This is a genomic window from Staphylococcus pasteuri (genome assembly GCF_003970495.1).
GTDB classification, from domain to species: domain Bacteria; phylum Bacillota; class Bacilli; order Staphylococcales; family Staphylococcaceae; genus Staphylococcus; species Staphylococcus pasteuri.
Genome location: NZ_RXWW01000036.1, coordinates 1 through 20,031 on the forward strand (window position 1 = coordinate 1; position 20,031 = coordinate 20,031).

A 20,031-nucleotide genomic window follows, 5' to 3' on the forward strand; every position below is an offset into this window, starting at 1 on the left:
CTTTTATGACCATCTCCTAAAATATATCGAATATTTTTATTTGTTATAGAATATCTTGTAGAAAAACCATTGTGTGTTAAAAATGACCATAAAAGGTCCAAGTAATCACTAAATAACACTAACTTAATCGAATATGATCGATAAAATTTTTGATAAGTTAATGATTTAAAAGAAAGGACTGTTGATATGAATTTTGTAATATATCCTTTAATATTAGGTCTAATTTGCGCTTTGTCTAAAGTAATAGATATATGGTATGCAAAGAAAGTAACTAAAACATATACAAGGAGTTGGAGATTTAATCCTCATTTAATATGGATAATGTTTATAATAGGTGTGATTATGGGAGTTATATATGTTTTATTTGTTAAATAAATCATTATAAGAAAGAGGTAATCATTTTGTGGTTATCTCTTTTTTGTTTTTAAATTCTAATAAATTTTCAAAACACAAAAATAACCCCGTAAGCATTAAGCTTACGGGGTTTGACAATAAATTATATATTATTGTTCTTCTTTAACATATGGTAATAAAGCCATATGACGTGCACGTTTGATAGCAGCTGTCAACATACGTTGATATTTAGCTGAAGTACCAGTTACACGACGTGGTAAAATTTTACCGCGTTCTGAGATAAAACGTTTTAATAATTCAGTGTCTTTATAATCGATATGAGTAATACCATTTGCTGTGAAATAGCATACTTTTTTACGACGACGTCCGCCTCTTCTTGGTCCACCTGCCATGGTTAACTGCCTCCTTTTAATTTATTTTTTAATTAGTTATTTTTTAGAATGGTAAATCATCATCACTAATATCAATAGGTCCGTTTGCATTTGCAAATGGGTTATCTGATTGATTTGAATTAGATTTAGATGAATTGTTGTTATACGAAGTATTTTGTCCTGATTGTTGACCACCGAATCCTTGACCGTAGTCTTGGAATTCGTTGTTTTGTGAACGTTGGCCACCGCCGTTTTGTGAATTCTTAGGTTCAAGGAATTGAACACTGTCACAAACGACTTCAGTTACAAAGATACGACGACCTTCTTGATTTTCATAACTACGTGACTGTATGCGACCATCAACGCCAGCTAAACTACCTTTAGATAAGTAGTTATTTACATTTTCTGCTTGTCTTCTAAAAACAACACAGTTAATGAAATCTGCTTCGCGTTCCCCTTGAGCATTCGTGAAAGTACGATTAACTGCTAGAGTAAATGTCGCTACACTTACGCCTGAGGGAGTGGTTCTGTATTCTGGATCTTTCGTCAAACGACCTACTAATACAACTCTATTTATCATTTAAACGCCCCCGTCCAATTATTACTTATCTTGGTCTTCACGGATAACGATGTAACGAATGATATCGTCATTGATTTTAGCTAAACGTTGGAATTCGTCAGTAGCTCTATTGTTATCTGATTTGATACGTACGATGTTATAGAAACCTTCTTTGAAATCATTGATTTCATAAGCTAGGCGACGTTTACCCCAGTCTTTTACTTCTAAAACTTCTGATCCTTCTGAAGCTAAGATACCGTTAAAGCGTTCTACAACTGCTTTTTTCGCATCTTCTTCAATGTTTGGACGTACGATGTACATAATTTCATATGTTCTCATTGTATATTTGCACCTCCTTGTGGTCTATACGGCTTACCATCATTTTTGTGATAAGCAAGGAATAATTTTCATTACTCACAATCAAGAATTATAGCACAGAGTATTACTTTTTACAATCATATTTAATAATACATAGTCCTCAAAAATTATCATTAACTTAGTAACTGACAGTTATCCATTAATTTAGAATGTTCGCACACTTATTTTTGCATAAATTTTTTAATAACTTTTTATAAAAATAAACATTAATCTACATAGTAAAATCTATCGGTATATTGTGCAATTTTCATCATTGTAAATAGAATTTAATTGTATTAATATCATTGTTACGTTTTTAATTTAATTGCATTTAATTTTTATAAACAAAGGAGTACATATATGTTAAAGAAAGTATCATACTCGGTGTTAGCCGCATCGATGTTAACTACAATTTCAGGTATCAATTTATCATACGCTGACGAAAATTCAAAAAATACTGATGACAATAAAAATGAAAAAGGCACAATGGGTTATGGTTATCAACAATATATGAAAAAACATCCAGAAAAAGCTGAAAATAAAACACAAAATCGTTCTACTTTTTCAACTAAATCTCGTGCAGCAACAACAAATAATGGTGAGCGAGTATTAGATATTTCTGAATGGCAAGGTAATTTGACTGACGCTCAAGTCAAACAATTAAAGAAAAAGTATGACTTTATAATCATTCGAGGACAATACGGATCTGAATATGTCGATAAATGTTTACAACATAATTCTGAACTATTAGATAAGAACAATATGAAGTTTGGTGTTTATTCGTATAGTATGTATGAAAATGCTGACGATGCTCGCTACGAAGCGAAAATGTTATATAATCGTGCGCCAAAAGCTGAATTTTATGTTAATGACTACGAACAACAAACTGTTACTTCTGGCGATGCTAATACCGCCACAATAGCATGGGCTAACCAAATGAAAAAATTAGCTGGCGATAAAAAAGTTCTATTCTACTCTTATGAGAATTTTATGGTAAACAATGTGGCAAATGCCGTTAGTTCATACGATGGTTACTGGTTAGCGTCATATCAAGCTCAAGAACCAACTCGCGAAAAAGTACTTTGGCAATATACTGATAGCTTCTACTCACCTGAGTTAAACCAGAACGTAGATGCTAACTATGTAGATTCAAACGTAAACACAAAATGGTTTACATCGTAAATTTTTATAAAAAGCACTTCACAAATACGAACACTTGTTCTATAATAATATTGAGGTGTTAAACATGAAATTGAATTTAGATTGGGATAAAGACTTTCAAGAGTTTCAGGATATATTAAATTGTGGTTTACACCCAGAATGGTTGTATAATGCTAAAGCAAATATGATTTTAGAACCTGCCTATACTGGTGAAGGTAAACAATTTTTTAGAACAACAGATATTATTAAAGCAAGCGAAACTATTCCCTTCTTTTAAAATAAATTATTTTTAAATCAAGCAATGTAGTCTGTCACTAAGCAACTCCGACCTAGCACTACATTGCTTTTTTTAATATAAAAAACTACTCTAGATATTCTAGAGTAGTTATAATCCCTATTATTTAACGTTTATACATTAAATCTGAAGTGGACAATGTCGCCATCTTGCATGATATAATCTTTACCTTCTAAGCGTTGTCTACCCGCTTCTTTAGCACCATGTTCTCCACCATGTTCAACGTAATCACTATAACTTGTTACTTCTGCACGAATGAAACCACGTTCGAAGTCAGTATGAATAATTCCGGCACATTGAGGTGCTGTCATTCCTTGTACGAATGTCCATGCACGTACTTCTTGTACACCAGCAGTGAAGTATGTTGATAATCCTAATAAATCATAAGTTGTACGAATTAAACGATCTAATCCTGGTTCTTCGATACCTAAATCTTCTAAGAACATTTCTTTATCTTCGTCATCTAATGTTGCTATTTCTTCTTCGATTTTCGCACTAATTACAATTACTTCAGAATCTTCTTGTGCAGCATAATCACGAATTGCTTTAACTTTATCGTTTTCTTCATCGCCAATTTCATCTTCACCAACATTAGCAATATATAACATTTTTTTAGAGGTTAATAATTGTGCTTGGTTAACCCATTTTTGATCTTCATCATTGAATTCAATACTACGTACTGGTTTACCTTCTTCTAATGTTTCTTTGATTTTTGATAAAATGCGTAATTCCATTTCTGCTGTTTTATCTTTTTGTCGAGCCATTTTTTCAATTTTAGGTAAGCGTTTCTCTACTGACTCTAAATCTGCTAATACTAATTCCATGTTGATAACTTCAATGTCATCTAATGGATTTACTCGTCCAGAAACGTGAGTAACATTTTCATCATCAAACGCACGTACAACTTGGCAAATTGCATCTACTTCTCTAATGTGTGATAAGAATTTATTTCCTAGACCTTCACCTTTTGATGCACCTTTAACAATACCAGCAATATCCGTGAATTCGAATGTTGTCGGAATCGTTTTCTTAGGTTGAACCATTTCTTCTAATTTTAATAAACGTGAATCCGGAACTTCTACGATTCCTACGTTTGGATCAATTGTTGCGAATGGGTAGTTCGCAGCTAAAGCCCCCGCTTTAGTAATTGCATTAAAAAGTGTAGACTTCCCTACGTTTGGTAATCCTACAATACCTGCTGTTAAAGCCATTAATCATTCTCCTAACTTTCTGTATCTTGATTGGATACTAAAATTTTCTTTAATTTTTTATTAAACGTCTGACGTGGAATCATAATACTACGATGACAATTTTCACATTTAATTCTAATATCAGCGCCCATTCTTATGATTTTAAAACGATTTGTTCCACATGCATGTTGTTTTTTCATTTCTACTATATCATTTATTCCGTAATTTGACGTCATGAAATTACCTCCAATGATAACTAGCCACGTTTTTGCTCATCGTATGGGGCAAAAATAGGTTTAGGCATCTTAATATTTTCTCTAACAAATAATCGTTGTACTTCTTTTCTAATAATTCTTCCTCCAGATGCACCTTCGCCTGGTATTGTTTCAGCAGAAATTCTAATAGTAACTTTATTATTATCTATAGAATCAATACCTTCTACTACTGGGTCACTCACAAATAAGTAATATTTACTTCTAAGTGATTGGAATAATTTATTTAACTCTTTCTCAACGTGATCTAAATTTTCTTCTACTGAAACTGGTATAGCTACAATTGATGTACCATTAGTAATAGAAAAATTAGTAATTTCACCCATACTACCATTTGGCAAGATTGTTAATTCACCAGAAATTGTATTAATACGTGTTGATCTAAGCCCGATAGATTTTACAGTTCCCTCAGCGACTGTAGTACCACCGCTATTGATTTTAACATAGTCACCAACATCAAATTGATTTTCAAATATAATGAAAAATCCAGTTATGATATCTTTAACTATTGTTTGCGCACCAAAACCAACTGCTAGCCCTACTACACCAGCACTGGCTATAATTCCTTCAACACTGATACCAAATTTACTTAAAATTGTAGTAATAACAATAAACCAAACTATATATTTAACTACATTTTGCACGAGTGATATTAACGTATTGGAACGTTTTTTATTTCCTTTTTTACTTTTGTTTTGAATTTTGAATCCTTGTTCTATAACTTTGTTCAAAATACTTATTACAATAATAGCAGCTACAATATAAATCAAAATCGTAATAATTTTAATAGCTAAGTTTTCATATGTTTCTACTTTTGTAAGAGGTTCTAATAAAGAAGAAAGGATATGTTTGACTTGATTCATTGTGTAATTACCTCCTCATCTCAATCATTTCATAATTAAATCATTATATCTTAAAATCACGATTTTTTAATCGGTCTACGGTTTTATAAGCTACTAATATATTGCAGTTTAATTATTTTAATCATTACGATTCATCAAAATTTTGATTAAGTTGTTTAATTAACAACTTAAATTCTTCTTCTGATTTGAATTCAAATGTGATTTTTCCAACACTCTTTTTAGTTGATATATCAACTTTAGCACCATATTGTTCTTTGAGTTCTCTTTCTTGTTTTTGAATAAATTTAGGTTTATTTAATTTAGTTTCGTCTGTATTTGTCTTTGTGGAGTTTTGGTTTAAATAATCATTGATATAACTTTCTAAGTATCTTACACTCCATGATTCTTTAGCTGCTTTTTTAGCTACTGATTTCATTTTTTGAGGAGATTTTAAACCTAATAGTGTACGTCCATGGGCTCCAGATAATTCACCATTTCTCACCATCTTAGCAACATCAGTAGGAAGTTTTAATAATCGCAACATGTTGGCAATATATGGACGTGATTTAGCAAGTCGTTGAGCTACTTCTTGTTGTGTTATATTTAAATCTTTCATAAGTTTCTTATAACTTTCAGCTTCTTCAATCGCGTTTAAATCTTCTCGTTGTAAATTCTCAATGATGGCTAATTCCATCATATCTTCATCAGATAAATCTTTAACAATTGCAGGAATTTCAGTTAAACCTAATTGTTTGGATGCTCTAAAACGTCTCTCACCTACAACAATATAGTAACCTTGAACAGTTTTTCTTAAAACAATAGGTTGTAATACACCATGTTGTTTTATCGATTGTGCCAAATCATTTAATTTATACTCATCAAATGTTTTTCTCGGTTGATAAGGATTAGTTTTGATTAATGCTAATGAAACGGAATGTATATGTTCATCTTTGTTTAATTTTAATCTTTGATCTTCTTGATGAGCCATTTTTTCACATCTTTCTATATGAATTTAATGCTTTGATATTGATGTATATCGTATCTCTATTCATTTTAAAAATTTACATCTTTTTTCACAAGTAGTAATGATAACTTACAAGAAATTCTTTTCATGTTTTTAACTATGTCATCAGCGAAACGTTAATATCTGAATTTATTTTTTAATCTAAATTTTCAGAAAAATTGTTGACAAATGATTCTACTATATGTAAGCTATGTATTAACAATTACAAAACGAAACATTTTACACACTATAAAAAGGAAAGTAAAACTTACACTGCTTATACAGAGAATCTTCACACGCTGAGAGAAGATATTGAAAGAAAGTTTGAAAATGGCCTTGGAGTGTTGATGCCAATACGAGGTATCAACGGGTTCGCCCGTTATAGCGATACAGTATTAACATTTTGTTAAATGGCGTACTGGAATTTCTAGACGCACATTTTATCGTTAATACTCATTTCTTCAGTTTGAATTAATGAGTTTTTTTAATGATAATTTTGTGATTCTTATTATTTATCAGGGCCTCTTATTTTAACAAAATGGTGTACTGATAGAGGTTACTTTAGCAATAAAGTAGCAAACAAAGGTGGTACCACGAAACTAAAGCTTTCGTCCTTTACATCCGAATCTATCGGGTTTAAAGGACGGAAGCTTTTTTATTTTAATTAAGGAGGGTATAGTAATGAAGGATACAGAATTAGCACAAATAGCTTTAACTAAAGATCATACAGGAGCTATCGCAAATCCAATATATTTATCAACTGCTTACCAACATCCTCAACTAGGTCAGTCAACAGGTTATGACTATACAAGAACTAAAAATCCTACTCGCTCAGCATTTGAAGAATCATTCGCCAAATTAGAGAAAGGTGTTGCATCATTTGCGACATCTAGCGGAATGGCTGCAATTCAGTTAGTTTGTAATTTATTCAAACCAGGAGATGAAGTCTTAGTCGCTTTTGATTTATACGGCGGCACTTTTAGATTATTTGATTTCTATGAACAACAATATGGCGTGAAGTTTAAATACGTTGATTTTCTAAATTATGAAGAAGTTGAAAAGGCAATTACACCACAAACAAAAGCACTTTTCATTGAACCTATTTCAAATCCGCAAATGATAGATATTGATGTCACACCATACTACGTATTAAGTAAACAACGTCATTTACTGACAATCATTGATAATACGTTTTTAACGCCATATCTCTCAACACCATTAGAAGAAGGCGCTGATATTGTTTTACATTCAGCAACCAAATATATAGGCGGACACAATGATGTTTTAGCTGGTGTAGTAACAGTTAAAGATGAAAGTTTAGCTGAAGAATTGGGACAATTTCATAATATGATAGGCGCTACCCTTTCACCTTTAGATAGCTATTTATTACAAAGAGGGCTTAAAACACTACATCTTCGTATTGATCGTTCTCAAGAAAACGCTAAAAAGTTAGCTACTAAATGCCAGAAATTAGAAGCAATTGACGAAGTACTATATAGTGGTCGCACTGGAATGTTAAGTTTACGCCTCAATAAGGCGTTTAGCGTCCCTAAATTTTTGGAAAATTTAGATATTTGCATCTTTGCTGAAAGCTTAGGCGGTACTGAAACATTTATTACATTCCCCTATACCCAAACTCACGTTGACATGCCTGACGTAGAGAAAGATAAACGTGGTATCGATGAACAGTTAATTAGATTATCAGTCGGAATAGAAGATTATAACGATATTGAAGCAGATATTATTCAAGCTTTAGCGCATTCAAAATTAGGAGTGATTTCATGAATTTATCAATAGATACTGAAGTGATTTTTGATGAACGACGCGGAAAAGATTATATTTCAGCAAATCCACCTTACTATGATTCATCAACATTTCATCAAGATCAACTTGGTGGCAATCAGTTATATGACTATGCAAGAAGTGGTAACCCAAACAGAACAATTTTAGAAGAAAAATTGGCACACTTAGAAAATGGAAAATATGGATATGCTTTTGCTTCTGGCATAGCAGCAATATCTGCAGTTTTACTTACTTTAAAAACTGGTGACCATGTCATATTACCTAATGATGTATATGGTGGTACTTTTCGCTTAACAGAAGATATTTTAAAACGATTTAATATCGAGTTTACAACAGTAGACGCTACGCAATCAGAAAATATTAAAAAAGCTGTTCAACCTAATACAAAGTTAATTTATGTAGAAACACCATCTAACCCCTGTTTTAAAGTGACAGATATAAGAGCCGTTGCAAAAATAGCTAAAACACATCAATTATTACTAGCAGTTGACAATACATTTATGACACCACTAGGCCAATCCCCTCTAGAACTAGGTGCAGATATTGTCATTCATAGTGCAACTAAATTTTTAGGTGGACATAGCGACCTACTTGCTGGCGCGGTCATCACTAATCGTGAAGATGTAGCTGACGCATTATATTTAATACAAAATGGTACTGGAAATGCCTTATCTTCATATGATAGTTGGACATTAGCCAAACATCTTAAAACATTTCCTGTCAGATTCAGACAGTCTGTAGCAAATGCAGAACAACTAGTAACATTTTTAAGTCAAAGAAATGAAATATCCGAAGTATATTACCCAGGAAATAACAAAATACATCTCAAACAAGCTAAGACCGGTGGAGCAGTTATTGGCTTTAGGTTAAAAGATGAAACAAAAGCCCAAGCATTTGTAGATGCCCTTACTATCCCACTCGTGTCAGTAAGTTTAGGCGGTGTTGAGACGATATTATCTCATCCTGCCACCATGTCACATGCAGCAATACCAGAAAATATTAGAAACGAAAGAGGTATTACATTTGGATTATTCCGCTTAAGCGTAGGATTAGAAAATCCGGATGAACTCATTGCTGACATCAACTACGCTTTAAAGGAGGCATTTAATGAGTCAATTCCTGAAGAAATTACAGAACAACGTTTTAGTAGCTGACGGTGCAATGGGAACTATTCTTTATTCCGAAGGCTTGGACACCTGCCCTGAAGCTTATAACTTAACGCATCCTGAAAAGGTTGAACGTATCCATCGATCCTATATAGAAGCTGGCGCTGATGTTATTCAAACCAATACGTATGGAGCCAATTTTGAAAAGTTAAAAGTCTTTGGTTTAGAACATAAAGTTAAAGAAATTCACAAAGCCGCTGTCCAAATTGCTAAAAAAGCCGCAAATAATAACACTTTCATATTAGGAACAGTGGGTGGCTTTAGAGGCGTTAAACAAGATGAATTAAGTCTTTCAACAATTCAATATCACACGGAAAATCAAATAGATACTTTAGTAGATGAAGGTGTAGATGCCCTATTATTCGAAACTTATTATGATTTAGAAGAATTAACAGGCATTATCGTTTCTACTAAAAGAAAATATGACATTCCAATCGTAGCGCAATTGACCGCTTCAAATACAAATTATTTGGTAGATGGAACACCTATCAACGATGCGTTAAAACATCTTGTAGAATGTGGTGCAGATATTGTAGGACTCAATTGTCATCACGGTCCACATCATATGCAACGTTCATTTTCACATATTGAATTACCTAATAATGCTTTTCTTTCCTGCTATCCGAACGCAAGCTTATTAGATATTAAGAATAGTGAATTTAAATATAGTGATAACGCTCAATATTTTGGTGATATAGCTCAGGAATTAATACACGAAGGTGTGAGATTAATAGGTGGTTGTTGCGGCACCACTCCTGAACATATTAATTACATTAAAACATCAGTTTCTAATTTAAAACCGGTCAATCATAAAAACGTTATACCAATTCATAAGAAAGTTAACCGCGAGAAAGATATTAGTTTCAAACAGTCTCTGACTTCAAAGGTCAAACAAGGACCTACAGTTATAGTCGAACTTGATACACCTAAACATTTAGACACTGAACAATTCTTTAATAATATTGGCAAACTTGATGATGCCGATATTGATGCCGTCACTCTAGCAGATAATTCATTAGCTACTGTACGTGTTAGTAACATTGCTGCTGCAAGTATTATCAAACAACGATTCAACATTGAACCGTTAGTTCATATTACTTGTCGTGACCGAAATCTAATAGGCTTACAATCTCATCTGTTAGGCCTATCATTAATTGGCGTAAATGAAATTTTAGCCATTACAGGTGACCCTTCCAAAGTCGGTCATTTACCAGGAGCAACTAATGTCTATGATGTTAACTCAAAAGGTTTAACTGAAATCGCACTTCGCTTTAACCAAGGTATTAACACAGATGGTGATGCGCTGAAGAAACATACGAACTTTAACATCGCCGGAGCATTTGATCCGAATGTAAGAAAACTTGATGGAGCAGTTAAACGCCTTGAAAAGAAAGTAGCAAGTGGTATGAGCTATTTCATAACACAACCTGTATATAGTAAAGAAAAGATTAAACAGGTCTATGAAGCTACGAAACACTTAAATACACCTTTCTTTATAGGTATTATGCCAATCGCAAGTTATAACAATGCTCTATTTTTACACAACGAAGTACCTGGCATAAAAATGTCAGAAGATGTACTTAATCAATTCAAAGCAGTTAAAGATGATAAAGAAAAAACAAAAGAACTTAGCCTTAGACTTTCTAAGGAACTTATCGACACGGTACATGAATACTTTAATGGATTGTACATTATCACACCTTTTCAAAAGGTCGATTATTCATTAGAACTAGCAGCATATTCAAAATCTATTACCACTCATAAGGAGGCAATATTATGACAACAATTAAAACATCAAACTTAGGATTCCCAAGATTAGGTAGAAAAAGAGAATGGAAGAAAGCTATCGAGAGCTATTGGGCTCAAAAAATTGATAAACCAACTTTAGATCAAACACTAACTGACTTACACAAAGAGAACCTTTTACTACAAAAAAATTATAATTTAGACAGTATTCCTGTAGGTGATTTCTCTTTATACGACCATATCTTAGATACATCATTATTATTCAACATCATTCCGGAACGTTTCCAAGGCAGAGAAGTCAACGATGACTTGTTATTTGATATTGCACGTGGTAATAAAGAACATGTCGCAAGTGCCTTAATTAAATGGTTTAACACAAATTATCACTACATTGTACCTGAATGGGATAACGCGGAGCCAAAAGTAAATCATAATGTATTATTAGAACGATTTAAATATGCACAATCAATTAGTGTTAATGCACACCCTGTTATTGTAGGACCGATTACCTTCGTAAAATTATCAAAAGGTGGTCACCAATCATTTGAAGAAAAAGTAAAAACGTTACTTCCATTATATAAAGAAGTACTACAATCACTTGTTGACGCCGGCGCTGAATATATCCAAGTTGATGAGCCAGTCTTGGTTACAGATGAAAGTGAAAGTTATGAAAGTATTACTAAAGAAGCTTATGATTATTTTGCAGAAGCAGGTTTAGGAGAAAAATTAGTTATTCAAACATATTTTGAACGTGTAAATCTTAAATTCTTAAGTACGTTACCAGTTGGCGGTTTAGGATTAGACTTCGTTCATGATCATGGATTCAACTTAGAACAAATTAAAGCTAGTGAATTTGATAAGAATAAAACTTTATACGCAGGTATCATTGATGGCCGAAACGTTTGGGCTGCTGATATCGAATCTAAAAAATCACTTATTGAAACATTACAACAATATGCACAAAATATTGTTATTCAACCATCATCTTCATTATTACACGTCCCTGTTTCATTAGATGACGAAACGCTAGATGAATCTATCGCTGAAGGTTTAAGCTTTGCGACTGAAAAATTAGATGAATTAGATGCTTTACGTCGTGTATTTAACGACAATGACACTACTAAATTTGATGAACTTAAATCTCGATATGAACGATTCCAAAGTCAGTCATTTAAAAACTTAGAGTATGATTTTGATAGTGTTCCAACACAACGTCAATCACCATTCTCACAACGTAAGCAAGCACAATACGAAAGATTGAACTTACCAGATTTACCAACAACTACTATCGGTTCATTCCCACAAACACGAGAAGTTCGTAAATTCCGTGCTGATTGGAAAAATAATCGTATTTCAGACGAAGCCTATAATGAATTTTTAGAAAATGAAATTGCTCGTTGGATCAAAATTCAAGAAGAGATTGGACTTGATGTACTTGTACATGGTGAATTCGAACGAAACGACATGGTTGAATTCTTCGGAGAGAAATTACAAGGATTTTTAGTTACCAAATTTGGTTGGGTTCAATCATATGGTTCACGTGCTGTAAAACCACCTGTTATTTATGGTGATGTTAAATGGACTGAGCCATTAACAGTTAAAGAAACTGTTTATGCTCAAAGTTTAACTGATAAGCCGGTTAAAGGTATGCTTACTGGTCCAGTTACAATTTTAAACTGGTCATTTGAACGTGTAGATATCCCACGCAAAACAGTACAAGATCAAATCGCCTTAGCTATTGATGCTGAAGTATTAGCATTAGAAGAAAATGGTATTAAAGTAATCCAAGTAGACGAACCAGCCCTACGAGAAGGTTTACCGCTTCGTTCTGAATACCATGAACAATATCTTAAAGATGCCGTACATTCATTTAAATTAGCAACATCATCCGTCAAAGATGAAACACAAATTCATACGCATATGTGTTATTCTCAATTTGGTCAAATCATTCATGCCATCCATGATCTAGATGCAGACGTGATTTCTATTGAAACATCTCGTAGTCATGGTGATTTGATTAAAGACTTTGAAGATATTAATTATGACTTAGGTATTGGTTTAGGGGTATATGATATCCATAGTCCTCGTATTCCTACAGAAAATGAAATTACAACTGCTATTAATCGTTCTTTACAGCAAATTGATCGCTCATTATTCTGGGTAAATCCAGACTGCGGATTAAAAACACGTAAAGAAGATGAGGTTAAAGAAGCATTAACTGTACTAGTTAACGCAGTAAGAAAGAAACGTGAAGAAAATAATGCTACAACAGCATAAAATAAATTAAGGGTGATGCTTATGACAAACTATCCTTTATGGGATCAATTAAATCAATTGAAAGAATCAACATGGGTCGATTTAACACATACTTTCGACCCTGATATTCCAAGGTTCAGTGATTTTGAAAAAGGTGAAGTATCTACATTATTTACAGTTAAAGAACATGGTTTCTATGTGCAAAGATGGAATATTGTAACCCAATATGGTACACACATAGACGCACCTATTCATTTTGTTGAAAATCAAAGATATCTTGAGGAATTAGATTTAAAAGAATTAGTATTACCATTGATTGTCTTAGATTTTTCAAAAGAAGTTGCAGAAAACCCAGATTTTATTGTAACTCGCGAACATTTAGAACAGTGGGAAGCTGAAAATGGTCAAATTGAAGATGGTACATTTGTTGCACTGCGCACAGATTGGTCTAAACGTTGGCCAGATATCGAAGCATTTGAAAACAAAGATGAAGATGGTAACCAGCATTTACCTGGTTGGGGATTAGACGCACTCAAGTTCTTAATTGAAGAACGTCATATTAAATCAGTTGGCCATGAAACATTTGATACTGATGCTTCAGTTGATATTGCTAAAAACGGCGATATTGTAGGAGAACGATATGTTTTAGGGAAAGATACATTCCAAGTCGAATTATTAACTAACCTAGATCAATTACCTACACGTGGTGCCGTCATTTATGCAATCAGCCCTAAACCTAAAGACGCACCTGGTTTCCCAGTTCGCGCATTTGCGATAAAGCCCTAGTAAGTATAGAGCCCCCCCTATTCTGTACTTGAGCGTTGACACATATCCAAAATAACGATAAAACACTCCCTAATATAAATCATGCAACGGGTAACGTACTATTTAAAGTGCGCTCTACCCGTTGCATTTATAATTACATCATTTTATGTAGTCTTTTACTTTTCATTGCCATTAAAAACTTTGCTAATACTTATTAAAATAAGGATAGTTACTATTCCACCTATGATCATAGGTAACAAGGTAAAACCTCCTTTAAAAATAAATATGTATATTAATCATCTTTCAATGAAGTTGTGTCTACTTTAGATACATTACCGTTTTCATCTAATAAAGGTGTAATGCCACCGCCTGTACTAACCCATGTCGCAAGATATTGAATGCCCGTATCTTTATCAGTTAATACATAACAACGTACATTTGAGTTCTTAGAGACATTTTCTACATTAAATCGATTATCATTCTTTTTGTTATTAAACATCAATTAAAGCCTCCTTTATTATCAATCTCTAATTATCTATTTCACTAAACTATTATTTGAAACGTATAATTTGGTTGCCATTAAGAAAAGTAGCATATGCTATGAACAAGCCACTATGATAAGTGGCTGCATCGTTGCTTTGTTTACGCATTGGCAACGTAAACGCAACGATAAATAGGTGACTTTAGCCACACTAAAAATCCCCTAACTATAGGCGTAGTTAGGGGGGGTTGGTGCATGATATAAATAAAGTGTTTAATCATATCAAGACCACTGCAATAAGTGGCTGCATCGTTGCTATGTTTGCGTATTGGCTACGTAAGCGTAACGATAAATAGGTGACTTTAGTCGTGCTAATAATTATTTAGCTACATCATTAGCTAAGAAATATTAACACTACTGTTGCTTATATAGTAACATAATACACTTAAAAAAATAAATATACTTTATGTATCGAATAAGATATCAAACCTTTATTTTTTATCCTGTATTTATAATAGACAATTCTTCTATTTCCCTTAGATTCCATCTACATATTCACGTATTTTCTTAAGTGCATATTCAATATTTTCCTTGGATTCATAAGCAAATGATAGTAAAAGTCATTGCTTTCACCATTCTTACTCTATTCGTCATATTCATTCTATTCACATAAATTAATAAGCACTCAATGCGAGTGCTTGTTTTATTTTGAGAAATAATAGAACTCATATTAATCACTTTAACCATAAATCCCTCTCTCTCAATTATTACAATTTCCTGTAATGTTAATGCGCATTCAATAAAGCCAAAATATTAAATTAATATAGTAAACATCTACACTTCACGTTTTGTTACAGCAAGTAATATTGGAAAGTCTTTTGTTACGGAGATGTGCAACTGAGTTGAATTTCAATTACGAAAACGTAACATCGCCCATAACCTCAAATTCTTCTGTTAGAGTAAACCTTGTCGTTGGGAGCGACGAAAAAATATAAATAAAACTGACAGTGTATTCTACCAATCGCTACTTCAATCAATGGTAGAATCACAAATTTTTGGGAGGACTTATTTATTATGAAAAAAATCGTTACAATTTCAACTCTAACAGCAGGCATCGGTGTAGCAGCAATAGGAATAAATGCTAATCATGCAGACGCTGCAGAATATAATCACCATCAAGCACCTCAACAACAAGGTCAATTTAATCAACAAGGACCTAGAGGGTTTAATGGACAATTTAATCAACAAAATCATCAAAATTATAATCAAATGAATGGTCAATGGCATCCGCAATATAATCATCAATCTAGCGGTTATAAACAACCTCAGTTTAAACAACAATCATTCAATCATAATAACAACGCATCAACTTCAACATCAGTAAGTAATAGTTCGTCATCAAGTTCAAGCAGCTCTAGCTCATCATCAAGTAGTTCATCTACAACTACATCAACTTCAAAACAAACAACATCATCTACATCTGGTAACTTATACACTGCTGGACAATGTACTTGGTATGTTTATGATAGAACTGGTGGAAAAATCCCTAGTACATGGGGCAATGCGAACAACTGGGCAAGTGCAGCACAATCTTCTGGTTATACTGTAGACAATAGTCCTGAAAAAGGTTCTATCCTACAAACATCTGAAGGTACTTATGGTCACGTGGCTTATGTAGAAAGTGTCGGTAGTGATGGATCTGTAACTGTTTCAGAAATGAACTATTCAGGCGGACCTTATGTAACAGATACACGTACGATTTCAGCTAGCCAAGCTAAATCTTACAATTATATCCACTTATAAAAGTTTGAATTCGACATATGTTTTTGAAACTTGAAAATGTTTAACTGTTTATCTTATAAATAAAAAGCGATTAAAAATACGATAAATATCCAAAAACACCCCTGCTAGCCATATGGTTAACAGGGGTGTTTGATGTATTTAATATTATAATGACGAAAAGCTCTTTTCCAATAGTCTCACGTCTTAAATTTCTATGTCTTCTTCTATATTAGATTCAAATTCATCAAGCAGTTCACGTGCTTCGGCTATCGATTTTGTCTCCATCAATTGGTGTCTCAATTGACTAGCACCTTTAATTCCTCTCACGTATATTTTGAAGAATCTGCGTAAGCTTTTGAATTGTTTGGCTTCGTCTTTATCATATTTTTGGAATAATGATAAATGTAGTCTTAACAATCCTAATAATTCTTTACTCGTATGTTCACGTGGTTCTTTTTCAAAGGCAAATGGATTGTGGAAAATACCTCTACCAATCATGACACCATCAACGCCATATTTTTCAGCAAGTTCAAGACCTGTTTGTCTATCTGGAATGTCACCATTAATTGTTAATAGTGTATTTGGCGCAATTTCATCTCGCAATTGTTTAATGGCTTCGATGAGTTCCCAGTGTGCGTCGACTTTACTCATTTCTTTACGTGTACGAAGATGAATAGAAAGATTTGCGATATCTTGTTCGAAAACGTGTCTCAACCAATCTCTCCATTCGTCAATTTCATAGTAACCTAATCTCGTTTTAACACTTACAGGTAATCCGCCTTCTTTAGTCGCTTGAATAATTTCAGCCGCAACTTCAGGTCGTAAAATTAAGCCAGATCCTTTACCTTTTTTAGCAACGTTCGCTACAGGGCAACCCATATTTAAATCAATGCCTTTAAAGCCCATCTCTGCTAAACGGACGCTCGTTTCACGGAATTGCTCGGGTTTATCGCCCCAAATATGCGCAACCATCGGCTGTTCATCTTCACTAAATGTTAAACGTCCACGAACACTGTGTACACCTTCTGGATGACAAAAACTCTCTGTATTTGTAAACTCAGTGAAAAACACATCCGGTCTAGCTGCTTCACTCACGACATGACGAAAGACAATATCCGTCACATCTTCCATAGGAGCTAAAATGAAAAACGGACGTGGCAATTCACTCCAAAAATTTTCCTTCATAATATATTTAAACCTTCTTATCTATTAGTATCTCGTATTTTTATGCATGATGATATTACCACAAATCCTGAACTTATACAAAAGGAATTTAGCCTAACTATTAGTCTGAAAAAAGGATAGTATCAACTTCTTCTATTATTGATGTCATATAAATTATACTGTTTTAGAAAACATCTAAAAAATCCCCTCACTATCAGTAATAGTAAAGGGATTGGTGCATATAATACACGAAGTTCTTGTTAATAGTATTATATCACTAGTATCAATTCATTTTAAGTGTTTATATACACAAATTAATTATCTATTATATATCTTTTAGTTACACCCATAATATCACTCAAATTAAAGTTTACCTTGAGTAACAAAAACATCATTTTCTAAGTTATATAGTTTCTTATCATTAAGAATATCTTTAGTTTGTTGGATATAGTTTTTAAAATGTGTAGTTTCACAATGTGCTTCATATGCCTGTTCATTCTGATAAACTTCATAAAAATAGTATTTATTATGTTGATTAACATCTCTCAATGCATACATTGCTAATACATCTTCTTCTTTGTTCATTGATGCTTCCATATTCGTTAACACACTGTCTTCAAATGTATTCTGTTGATCTTCCTCAATGTCTATTTGAGCAAATTTTAAAAGATATTGATTTGGTTCAACACACTGTTGAGAAGACATTTTTTCTTTTAAAAATAGTGGTTCAACTTCATATTTAACTTGTTTAGTTAAATGCTTTCCCACATGGTCAATAAAATACTTATATTGATTTGAATTAACGTGAGTTTGATAAGCTTCTGTGTCCTCATAAACTTCTAGAATAATAAACTCTCCTGGATTACCTTTTAAATAACTACTATACATTGCTAATGTACCTACTTCATTTTTATAAGATGTAGTTAAATTGTGAACACCTGCATGATGAAAAATATGTTTATTTGATTCTTCAATACCCAACTTAAATAAATGTACGATTGGCTTTGTCATATTGTATTCCACCTACCCCTACTTTATAAAATCTTACAACGTTACATATCAAGAAGGCACAAAAAGTTATAATATTTGAATTTTTGTAAAAAACAGCAATATATCTATAAATTATACATTATAATTGATAAAATATTTTATAATTAGAATGGAGTTGGTAATAGTGAAAGGCCATATAGATTTCTTGCCTAATAATAATAGATATAAATTTTTTACAGTTGATCGGCAAATATATTTAATAGATTTACAACAAAGTTATATCTCTTATATTATTCCAATGATAAATTGGTTACCTTTAAATGCTTATAAAATAAGTATAGATGAATATAATAAACTTACTGAAGATAATAGTACAAAAACTATAAAAAATAAACAGTTACCTTTAGTTATAGGGTTTTCAGTACTTATTCCAGTTCTATTGAGACCACTAATTAGAATAGCAACGCTTCCTATTAATTTGATTACTGCAATTATATTATTTTTAATCATCTTATTATCTATTTTTTTATTACATTATAGATTAAACAGAAAAATCAAAATTCACTTTTCTGATTCGTCAACTTCTAAGTGTAAATTAAGAATAAAACCATCATTGAAACATATAGCTACGATACTGGTATTGTTCTTGGTTTTAACCTTCAATTTATTAGTAGGCATAGATATGTTGTTTATACAACATGAATTAAATTACATAATTTTTATTTTTTGGATAATCTTATTAGTCTTTCATAGTTTCTTAAATACTATGACATTAAATCTTGGTAGTGTTAAAAGTAAAATTTACAATTAGCGGAGTTGGTTGAGATTAACCCAGTAGTAATAGAGACCATAGAAAAAATAATAAATTTAAATTGGTTCATAATGAATAAAAATTGATTTATTGGCTTATATTTAGATGTGAAAATACAAAATAAGCGAAATCTAAAGGGAATACATATAATATAGATACAAAAGTTAAAGAATATAAGTATATGGGAGTTTAAAAGTGAAAAAATTAAAAATTAAAAAATTGTTTCTATGCAGTCAATATAAAAACCTCGCTTATAAATACAACAACTTACCTCCAACAAAAGTAATTAAGTTTTTTACTTGGGTCATTATTTCATTAGGTTATGGGACAATTATATTTTCAGCTAGTATACTTCATGATAATAATATACTAAGTAATGATAATAATCATACTAAAATTAATATAGAATATTCAGCATTAATATCTCTCATCACCGTGATTTTTGGCAATGGTATAAAAGATGCAGTGACCTTTGCTATCCATTCTTCACATAATTATCCAGAGAAATTAAATAGCGAAGCTAGAAAAACTGAAAAGTTTTTACATGGTTTATTAAATTTTTTTAATATAATTTTGGTTTTAATAATATTTATAGGAATGTTTGATCATTATATAATTAATATAATTTTATTTATGATACTCATGCCTTTATCTACATATCTA

General features: G+C 32.3%; 22 protein-coding genes and 1 other annotated feature. Of the genes, 12 read left to right on the plus strand and 10 right to left on the minus strand.

Annotated features, from left to right (window positions below; all coding sequences use genetic code 11):
* Nucleotides 1-503: 503 nt before the first annotated feature.
* Genes rpsR through rpsF form a run of 3 tightly spaced genes read right to left on the minus strand, consistent with a single transcriptional unit; the run spans nucleotide 504 to nucleotide 1,623 of the window.
* On the minus strand, nucleotides 504-746 hold the full coding sequence (gene rpsR / locus CD121_RS05735) for a 30S ribosomal protein S18 (RefSeq protein WP_002451519.1): 243 nt from the start codon (nucleotides 744-746) through the stop codon (nucleotides 504-506).
* A 43-nt stretch (nucleotides 747-789) separates the two neighbouring features.
* The gene (gene ssb / locus CD121_RS05740) at nucleotides 790-1,305 is read right to left on the minus strand and encodes a single-stranded DNA-binding protein (protein ID WP_017637494.1); all 516 of its coding nucleotides are present in this window, start codon (nucleotides 1,303-1,305) and stop codon (nucleotides 790-792) included.
* A gap of 21 nt (nucleotides 1,306-1,326) precedes the next feature.
* The gene (gene rpsF / locus CD121_RS05745) at nucleotides 1,327-1,623 is read right to left on the minus strand and encodes a 30S ribosomal protein S6 (protein ID WP_017637495.1); all 297 of its coding nucleotides are present in this window, start codon (nucleotides 1,621-1,623) and stop codon (nucleotides 1,327-1,329) included.
* Between the two features lie 378 nt (nucleotides 1,624-2,001).
* Between rpsF and CD121_RS05750 the strand changes: the two genes are divergently transcribed.
* Together CD121_RS05750 and CD121_RS05755 are read left to right on the plus strand one after the other, a co-directional pair.
* Nucleotides 2,002-2,823 carry a GH25 family lysozyme gene (locus tag CD121_RS05750; protein ID WP_046467356.1) on the plus strand — a complete coding sequence of 274 codons (822 nt, stop codon included), beginning with the start codon at nucleotides 2,002-2,004 and terminating at the stop codon, nucleotides 2,821-2,823.
* Between the two features lie 64 nt (nucleotides 2,824-2,887).
* Nucleotides 2,888-3,079, plus strand: coding sequence for a hypothetical protein (locus CD121_RS05755; protein ID WP_017637497.1), 192 nt, complete (start codon nucleotides 2,888-2,890; stop codon nucleotides 3,077-3,079).
* A gap of 131 nt (nucleotides 3,080-3,210) precedes the next feature.
* Here CD121_RS05755 and ychF read toward each other — a convergent pair whose 3' ends face one another.
* From ychF to CD121_RS05775, 4 genes are all read right to left on the minus strand, one after another.
* The gene (ychF, locus tag CD121_RS05760) at nucleotides 3,211-4,308 is read right to left on the minus strand and encodes a redox-regulated ATPase YchF (protein WP_017637498.1); all 1,098 of its coding nucleotides are present in this window, start codon (nucleotides 4,306-4,308) and stop codon (nucleotides 3,211-3,213) included.
* A gap of 11 nt (nucleotides 4,309-4,319) precedes the next feature.
* Nucleotides 4,320-4,523 carry a DUF951 domain-containing protein gene (locus tag CD121_RS05765; RefSeq protein ID WP_017637499.1) on the minus strand — a complete coding sequence of 68 codons (204 nt, stop codon included), beginning with the start codon at nucleotides 4,521-4,523 and terminating at the stop codon, nucleotides 4,320-4,322.
* Between the two features lie 20 nt (nucleotides 4,524-4,543).
* Entirely contained in the window at nucleotides 4,544-5,422 is an 879-nt protein-coding gene (locus tag CD121_RS05770; RefSeq protein ID WP_046467355.1) for a mechanosensitive ion channel family protein, read from the minus strand.
* A gap of 124 nt (nucleotides 5,423-5,546) precedes the next feature.
* Nucleotides 5,547-6,389, minus strand: a complete 843-nt coding sequence (locus CD121_RS05775) for a ParB/RepB/Spo0J family partition protein (RefSeq protein ID WP_126567626.1) — start codon at nucleotides 6,387-6,389, stop codon at nucleotides 5,547-5,549.
* Between the two features lie 255 nt (nucleotides 6,390-6,644).
* Nucleotides 6,645-7,023 (plus strand) — a binding site (T-box leader).
* Between the two features lie 62 nt (nucleotides 7,024-7,085).
* Here CD121_RS05775 and CD121_RS05785 point away from each other — a divergent pair.
* The 5 genes from CD121_RS05785 to CD121_RS05805 are packed head-to-tail and all read left to right on the plus strand — an operon-like array spanning nucleotide 7,086 to nucleotide 14,161.
* Complete coding sequence (locus CD121_RS05785) at nucleotides 7,086-8,189, plus strand: PLP-dependent transferase (protein ID WP_126567627.1); 1,104 nt, start codon at nucleotides 7,086-7,088, stop codon at nucleotides 8,187-8,189.
* Entirely contained in the window at nucleotides 8,186-9,361 is a 1,176-nt protein-coding gene (gene metC, locus CD121_RS05790; RefSeq protein WP_126567628.1) for a cystathionine beta-lyase MetC, read from the plus strand. Before CD121_RS05785 ends, metC begins: the two co-directional genes overlap by 4 nt.
* Complete coding sequence (locus CD121_RS05795) at nucleotides 9,315-11,153, plus strand: bifunctional homocysteine S-methyltransferase/methylenetetrahydrofolate reductase (protein ID WP_126567629.1); 1,839 nt, start codon at nucleotides 9,315-9,317, stop codon at nucleotides 11,151-11,153. Before metC ends, CD121_RS05795 begins: the two co-directional genes overlap by 47 nt.
* On the plus strand, nucleotides 11,150-13,396 hold the full coding sequence (gene metE / locus CD121_RS05800; RefSeq protein ID WP_126567630.1) for a 5-methyltetrahydropteroyltriglutamate--homocysteine S-methyltransferase: 2,247 nt from the start codon (nucleotides 11,150-11,152) through the stop codon (nucleotides 13,394-13,396). The genes CD121_RS05795 and metE overlap by 4 nt, the downstream gene beginning before the upstream one ends.
* A 21-nt stretch (nucleotides 13,397-13,417) precedes the next feature.
* On the plus strand, nucleotides 13,418-14,161 hold the full coding sequence (locus tag CD121_RS05805) for a cyclase family protein (protein ID WP_126567631.1): 744 nt from the start codon (nucleotides 13,418-13,420) through the stop codon (nucleotides 14,159-14,161).
* Nucleotides 14,162-14,432: 271 nt separating this feature from the next.
* On the opposite strand, the gene CD121_RS05810 is transcribed toward CD121_RS05805, so the two are convergent.
* Complete coding sequence (locus CD121_RS05810; RefSeq protein WP_017637506.1) at nucleotides 14,433-14,639, minus strand: DUF6440 family protein; 207 nt, start codon at nucleotides 14,637-14,639, stop codon at nucleotides 14,433-14,435.
* 94 nt (nucleotides 14,640-14,733) lie between these two features.
* Here CD121_RS05810 and CD121_RS05815 point away from each other — a divergent pair, with 94 nt between their 5' ends.
* The 3 genes from CD121_RS05815 (at nucleotide 14,734) to CD121_RS05825 (ending at nucleotide 16,424) form a co-directional block, all read left to right on the plus strand.
* The gene (locus tag CD121_RS05815; RefSeq protein WP_231290210.1) at nucleotides 14,734-14,817 is read left to right on the plus strand and encodes a type I toxin-antitoxin system Fst family toxin; all 84 of its coding nucleotides are present in this window, start codon (nucleotides 14,734-14,736) and stop codon (nucleotides 14,815-14,817) included.
* A 64-nt stretch (nucleotides 14,818-14,881) separates the two neighbouring features.
* Nucleotides 14,882-14,977 (plus strand): type I toxin-antitoxin system Fst family toxin, encoded by a 96-nt coding sequence (locus CD121_RS05820; protein WP_108000192.1) that lies wholly within the window; start codon nucleotides 14,882-14,884, stop codon nucleotides 14,975-14,977.
* Nucleotides 14,978-15,695: 718 nt separating this feature from the next.
* Nucleotides 15,696-16,424, plus strand: coding sequence for a CHAP domain-containing protein (locus CD121_RS05825; protein ID WP_126567632.1), 729 nt, complete (start codon nucleotides 15,696-15,698; stop codon nucleotides 16,422-16,424).
* A gap of 183 nt (nucleotides 16,425-16,607) precedes the next feature.
* On the opposite strand, the gene CD121_RS05830 is transcribed toward CD121_RS05825, so the two are convergent.
* Nucleotides 16,608-17,588, minus strand: a complete 981-nt coding sequence (locus CD121_RS05830; protein ID WP_126567633.1) for a tRNA dihydrouridine synthase — start codon at nucleotides 17,586-17,588, stop codon at nucleotides 16,608-16,610.
* Between the two features lie 342 nt (nucleotides 17,589-17,930).
* The gene (locus CD121_RS05835; protein WP_126567634.1) at nucleotides 17,931-18,578 is read right to left on the minus strand and encodes a putative quinol monooxygenase; all 648 of its coding nucleotides are present in this window, start codon (nucleotides 18,576-18,578) and stop codon (nucleotides 17,931-17,933) included.
* 148 nt (nucleotides 18,579-18,726) lie between these two features.
* On the opposite strand from CD121_RS05835, the gene CD121_RS12540 reads away from it, so the two are divergent.
* The gene (locus tag CD121_RS12540) at nucleotides 18,727-19,368 is read left to right on the plus strand and encodes a DUF443 family protein (RefSeq protein WP_126567635.1); all 642 of its coding nucleotides are present in this window, start codon (nucleotides 18,727-18,729) and stop codon (nucleotides 19,366-19,368) included.
* 195 nt (nucleotides 19,369-19,563) lie between these two features.
* Nucleotides 19,564-20,031, plus strand: a 468-nt coding sequence (locus CD121_RS05845; protein WP_143565113.1) for a hypothetical protein, incomplete at its 3' end; no start/stop codon positions are given.

Excerpts from the sequence above, each read along its gene's own strand:
- rpsR (WP_002451519.1), bottom strand. The coding sequence starts at position 746 with ATGGCAGGTGGACCAAGAAGAGGCGGACGTCGTCGTAAAAAAGTATGC.
- ssb (WP_017637494.1), bottom strand. The coding sequence starts at position 1,305 with ATGATAAATAGAGTTGTATTAGTAGGTCGTTTGACGAAAGATCCAGAA.
- rpsF (WP_017637495.1), bottom strand. The coding sequence starts at position 1,623 with ATGAGAACATATGAAATTATGTACATCGTACGTCCAAACATTGAAGAA.
- CD121_RS05750 (WP_046467356.1), top strand. The coding sequence starts at position 2,002 with ATGTTAAAGAAAGTATCATACTCGGTGTTAGCCGCATCGATGTTAACT.
- CD121_RS05755 (WP_017637497.1), top strand. The coding sequence starts at position 2,888 with ATGAAATTGAATTTAGATTGGGATAAAGACTTTCAAGAGTTTCAGGAT.
- ychF (WP_017637498.1), bottom strand. The coding sequence starts at position 4,308 with ATGGCTTTAACAGCAGGTATTGTAGGATTACCAAACGTAGGGAAGTCT.
- CD121_RS05765 (WP_017637499.1), bottom strand. The coding sequence starts at position 4,523 with ATGACGTCAAATTACGGAATAAATGATATAGTAGAAATGAAAAAACAA.
- CD121_RS05770 (WP_046467355.1), bottom strand. The coding sequence starts at position 5,422 with ATGAATCAAGTCAAACATATCCTTTCTTCTTTATTAGAACCTCTTACA.
- CD121_RS05775 (WP_126567626.1), bottom strand. The coding sequence starts at position 6,389 with ATGGCTCATCAAGAAGATCAAAGATTAAAATTAAACAAAGATGAACAT.
- CD121_RS05785 (WP_126567627.1), top strand. The coding sequence starts at position 7,086 with ATGAAGGATACAGAATTAGCACAAATAGCTTTAACTAAAGATCATACA.
- metC (WP_126567628.1), top strand. The coding sequence starts at position 8,186 with ATGAATTTATCAATAGATACTGAAGTGATTTTTGATGAACGACGCGGA.
- CD121_RS05795 (WP_126567629.1), top strand. The coding sequence starts at position 9,315 with ATGAGTCAATTCCTGAAGAAATTACAGAACAACGTTTTAGTAGCTGAC.
- metE (WP_126567630.1), top strand. The coding sequence starts at position 11,150 with ATGACAACAATTAAAACATCAAACTTAGGATTCCCAAGATTAGGTAGA.
- CD121_RS05805 (WP_126567631.1), top strand. The coding sequence starts at position 13,418 with ATGACAAACTATCCTTTATGGGATCAATTAAATCAATTGAAAGAATCA.
- CD121_RS05810 (WP_017637506.1), bottom strand. The coding sequence starts at position 14,639 with ATGTTTAATAACAAAAAGAATGATAATCGATTTAATGTAGAAAATGTC.
- CD121_RS05825 (WP_126567632.1), top strand. The coding sequence starts at position 15,696 with ATGAAAAAAATCGTTACAATTTCAACTCTAACAGCAGGCATCGGTGTA.
- CD121_RS05830 (WP_126567633.1), bottom strand. The coding sequence starts at position 17,588 with ATGAAGGAAAATTTTTGGAGTGAATTGCCACGTCCGTTTTTCATTTTA.
- CD121_RS05835 (WP_126567634.1), bottom strand. The coding sequence starts at position 18,578 with ATGACAAAGCCAATCGTACATTTATTTAAGTTGGGTATTGAAGAATCA.
- CD121_RS12540 (WP_126567635.1), top strand. The coding sequence starts at position 18,727 with ATGGAGTTGGTAATAGTGAAAGGCCATATAGATTTCTTGCCTAATAAT.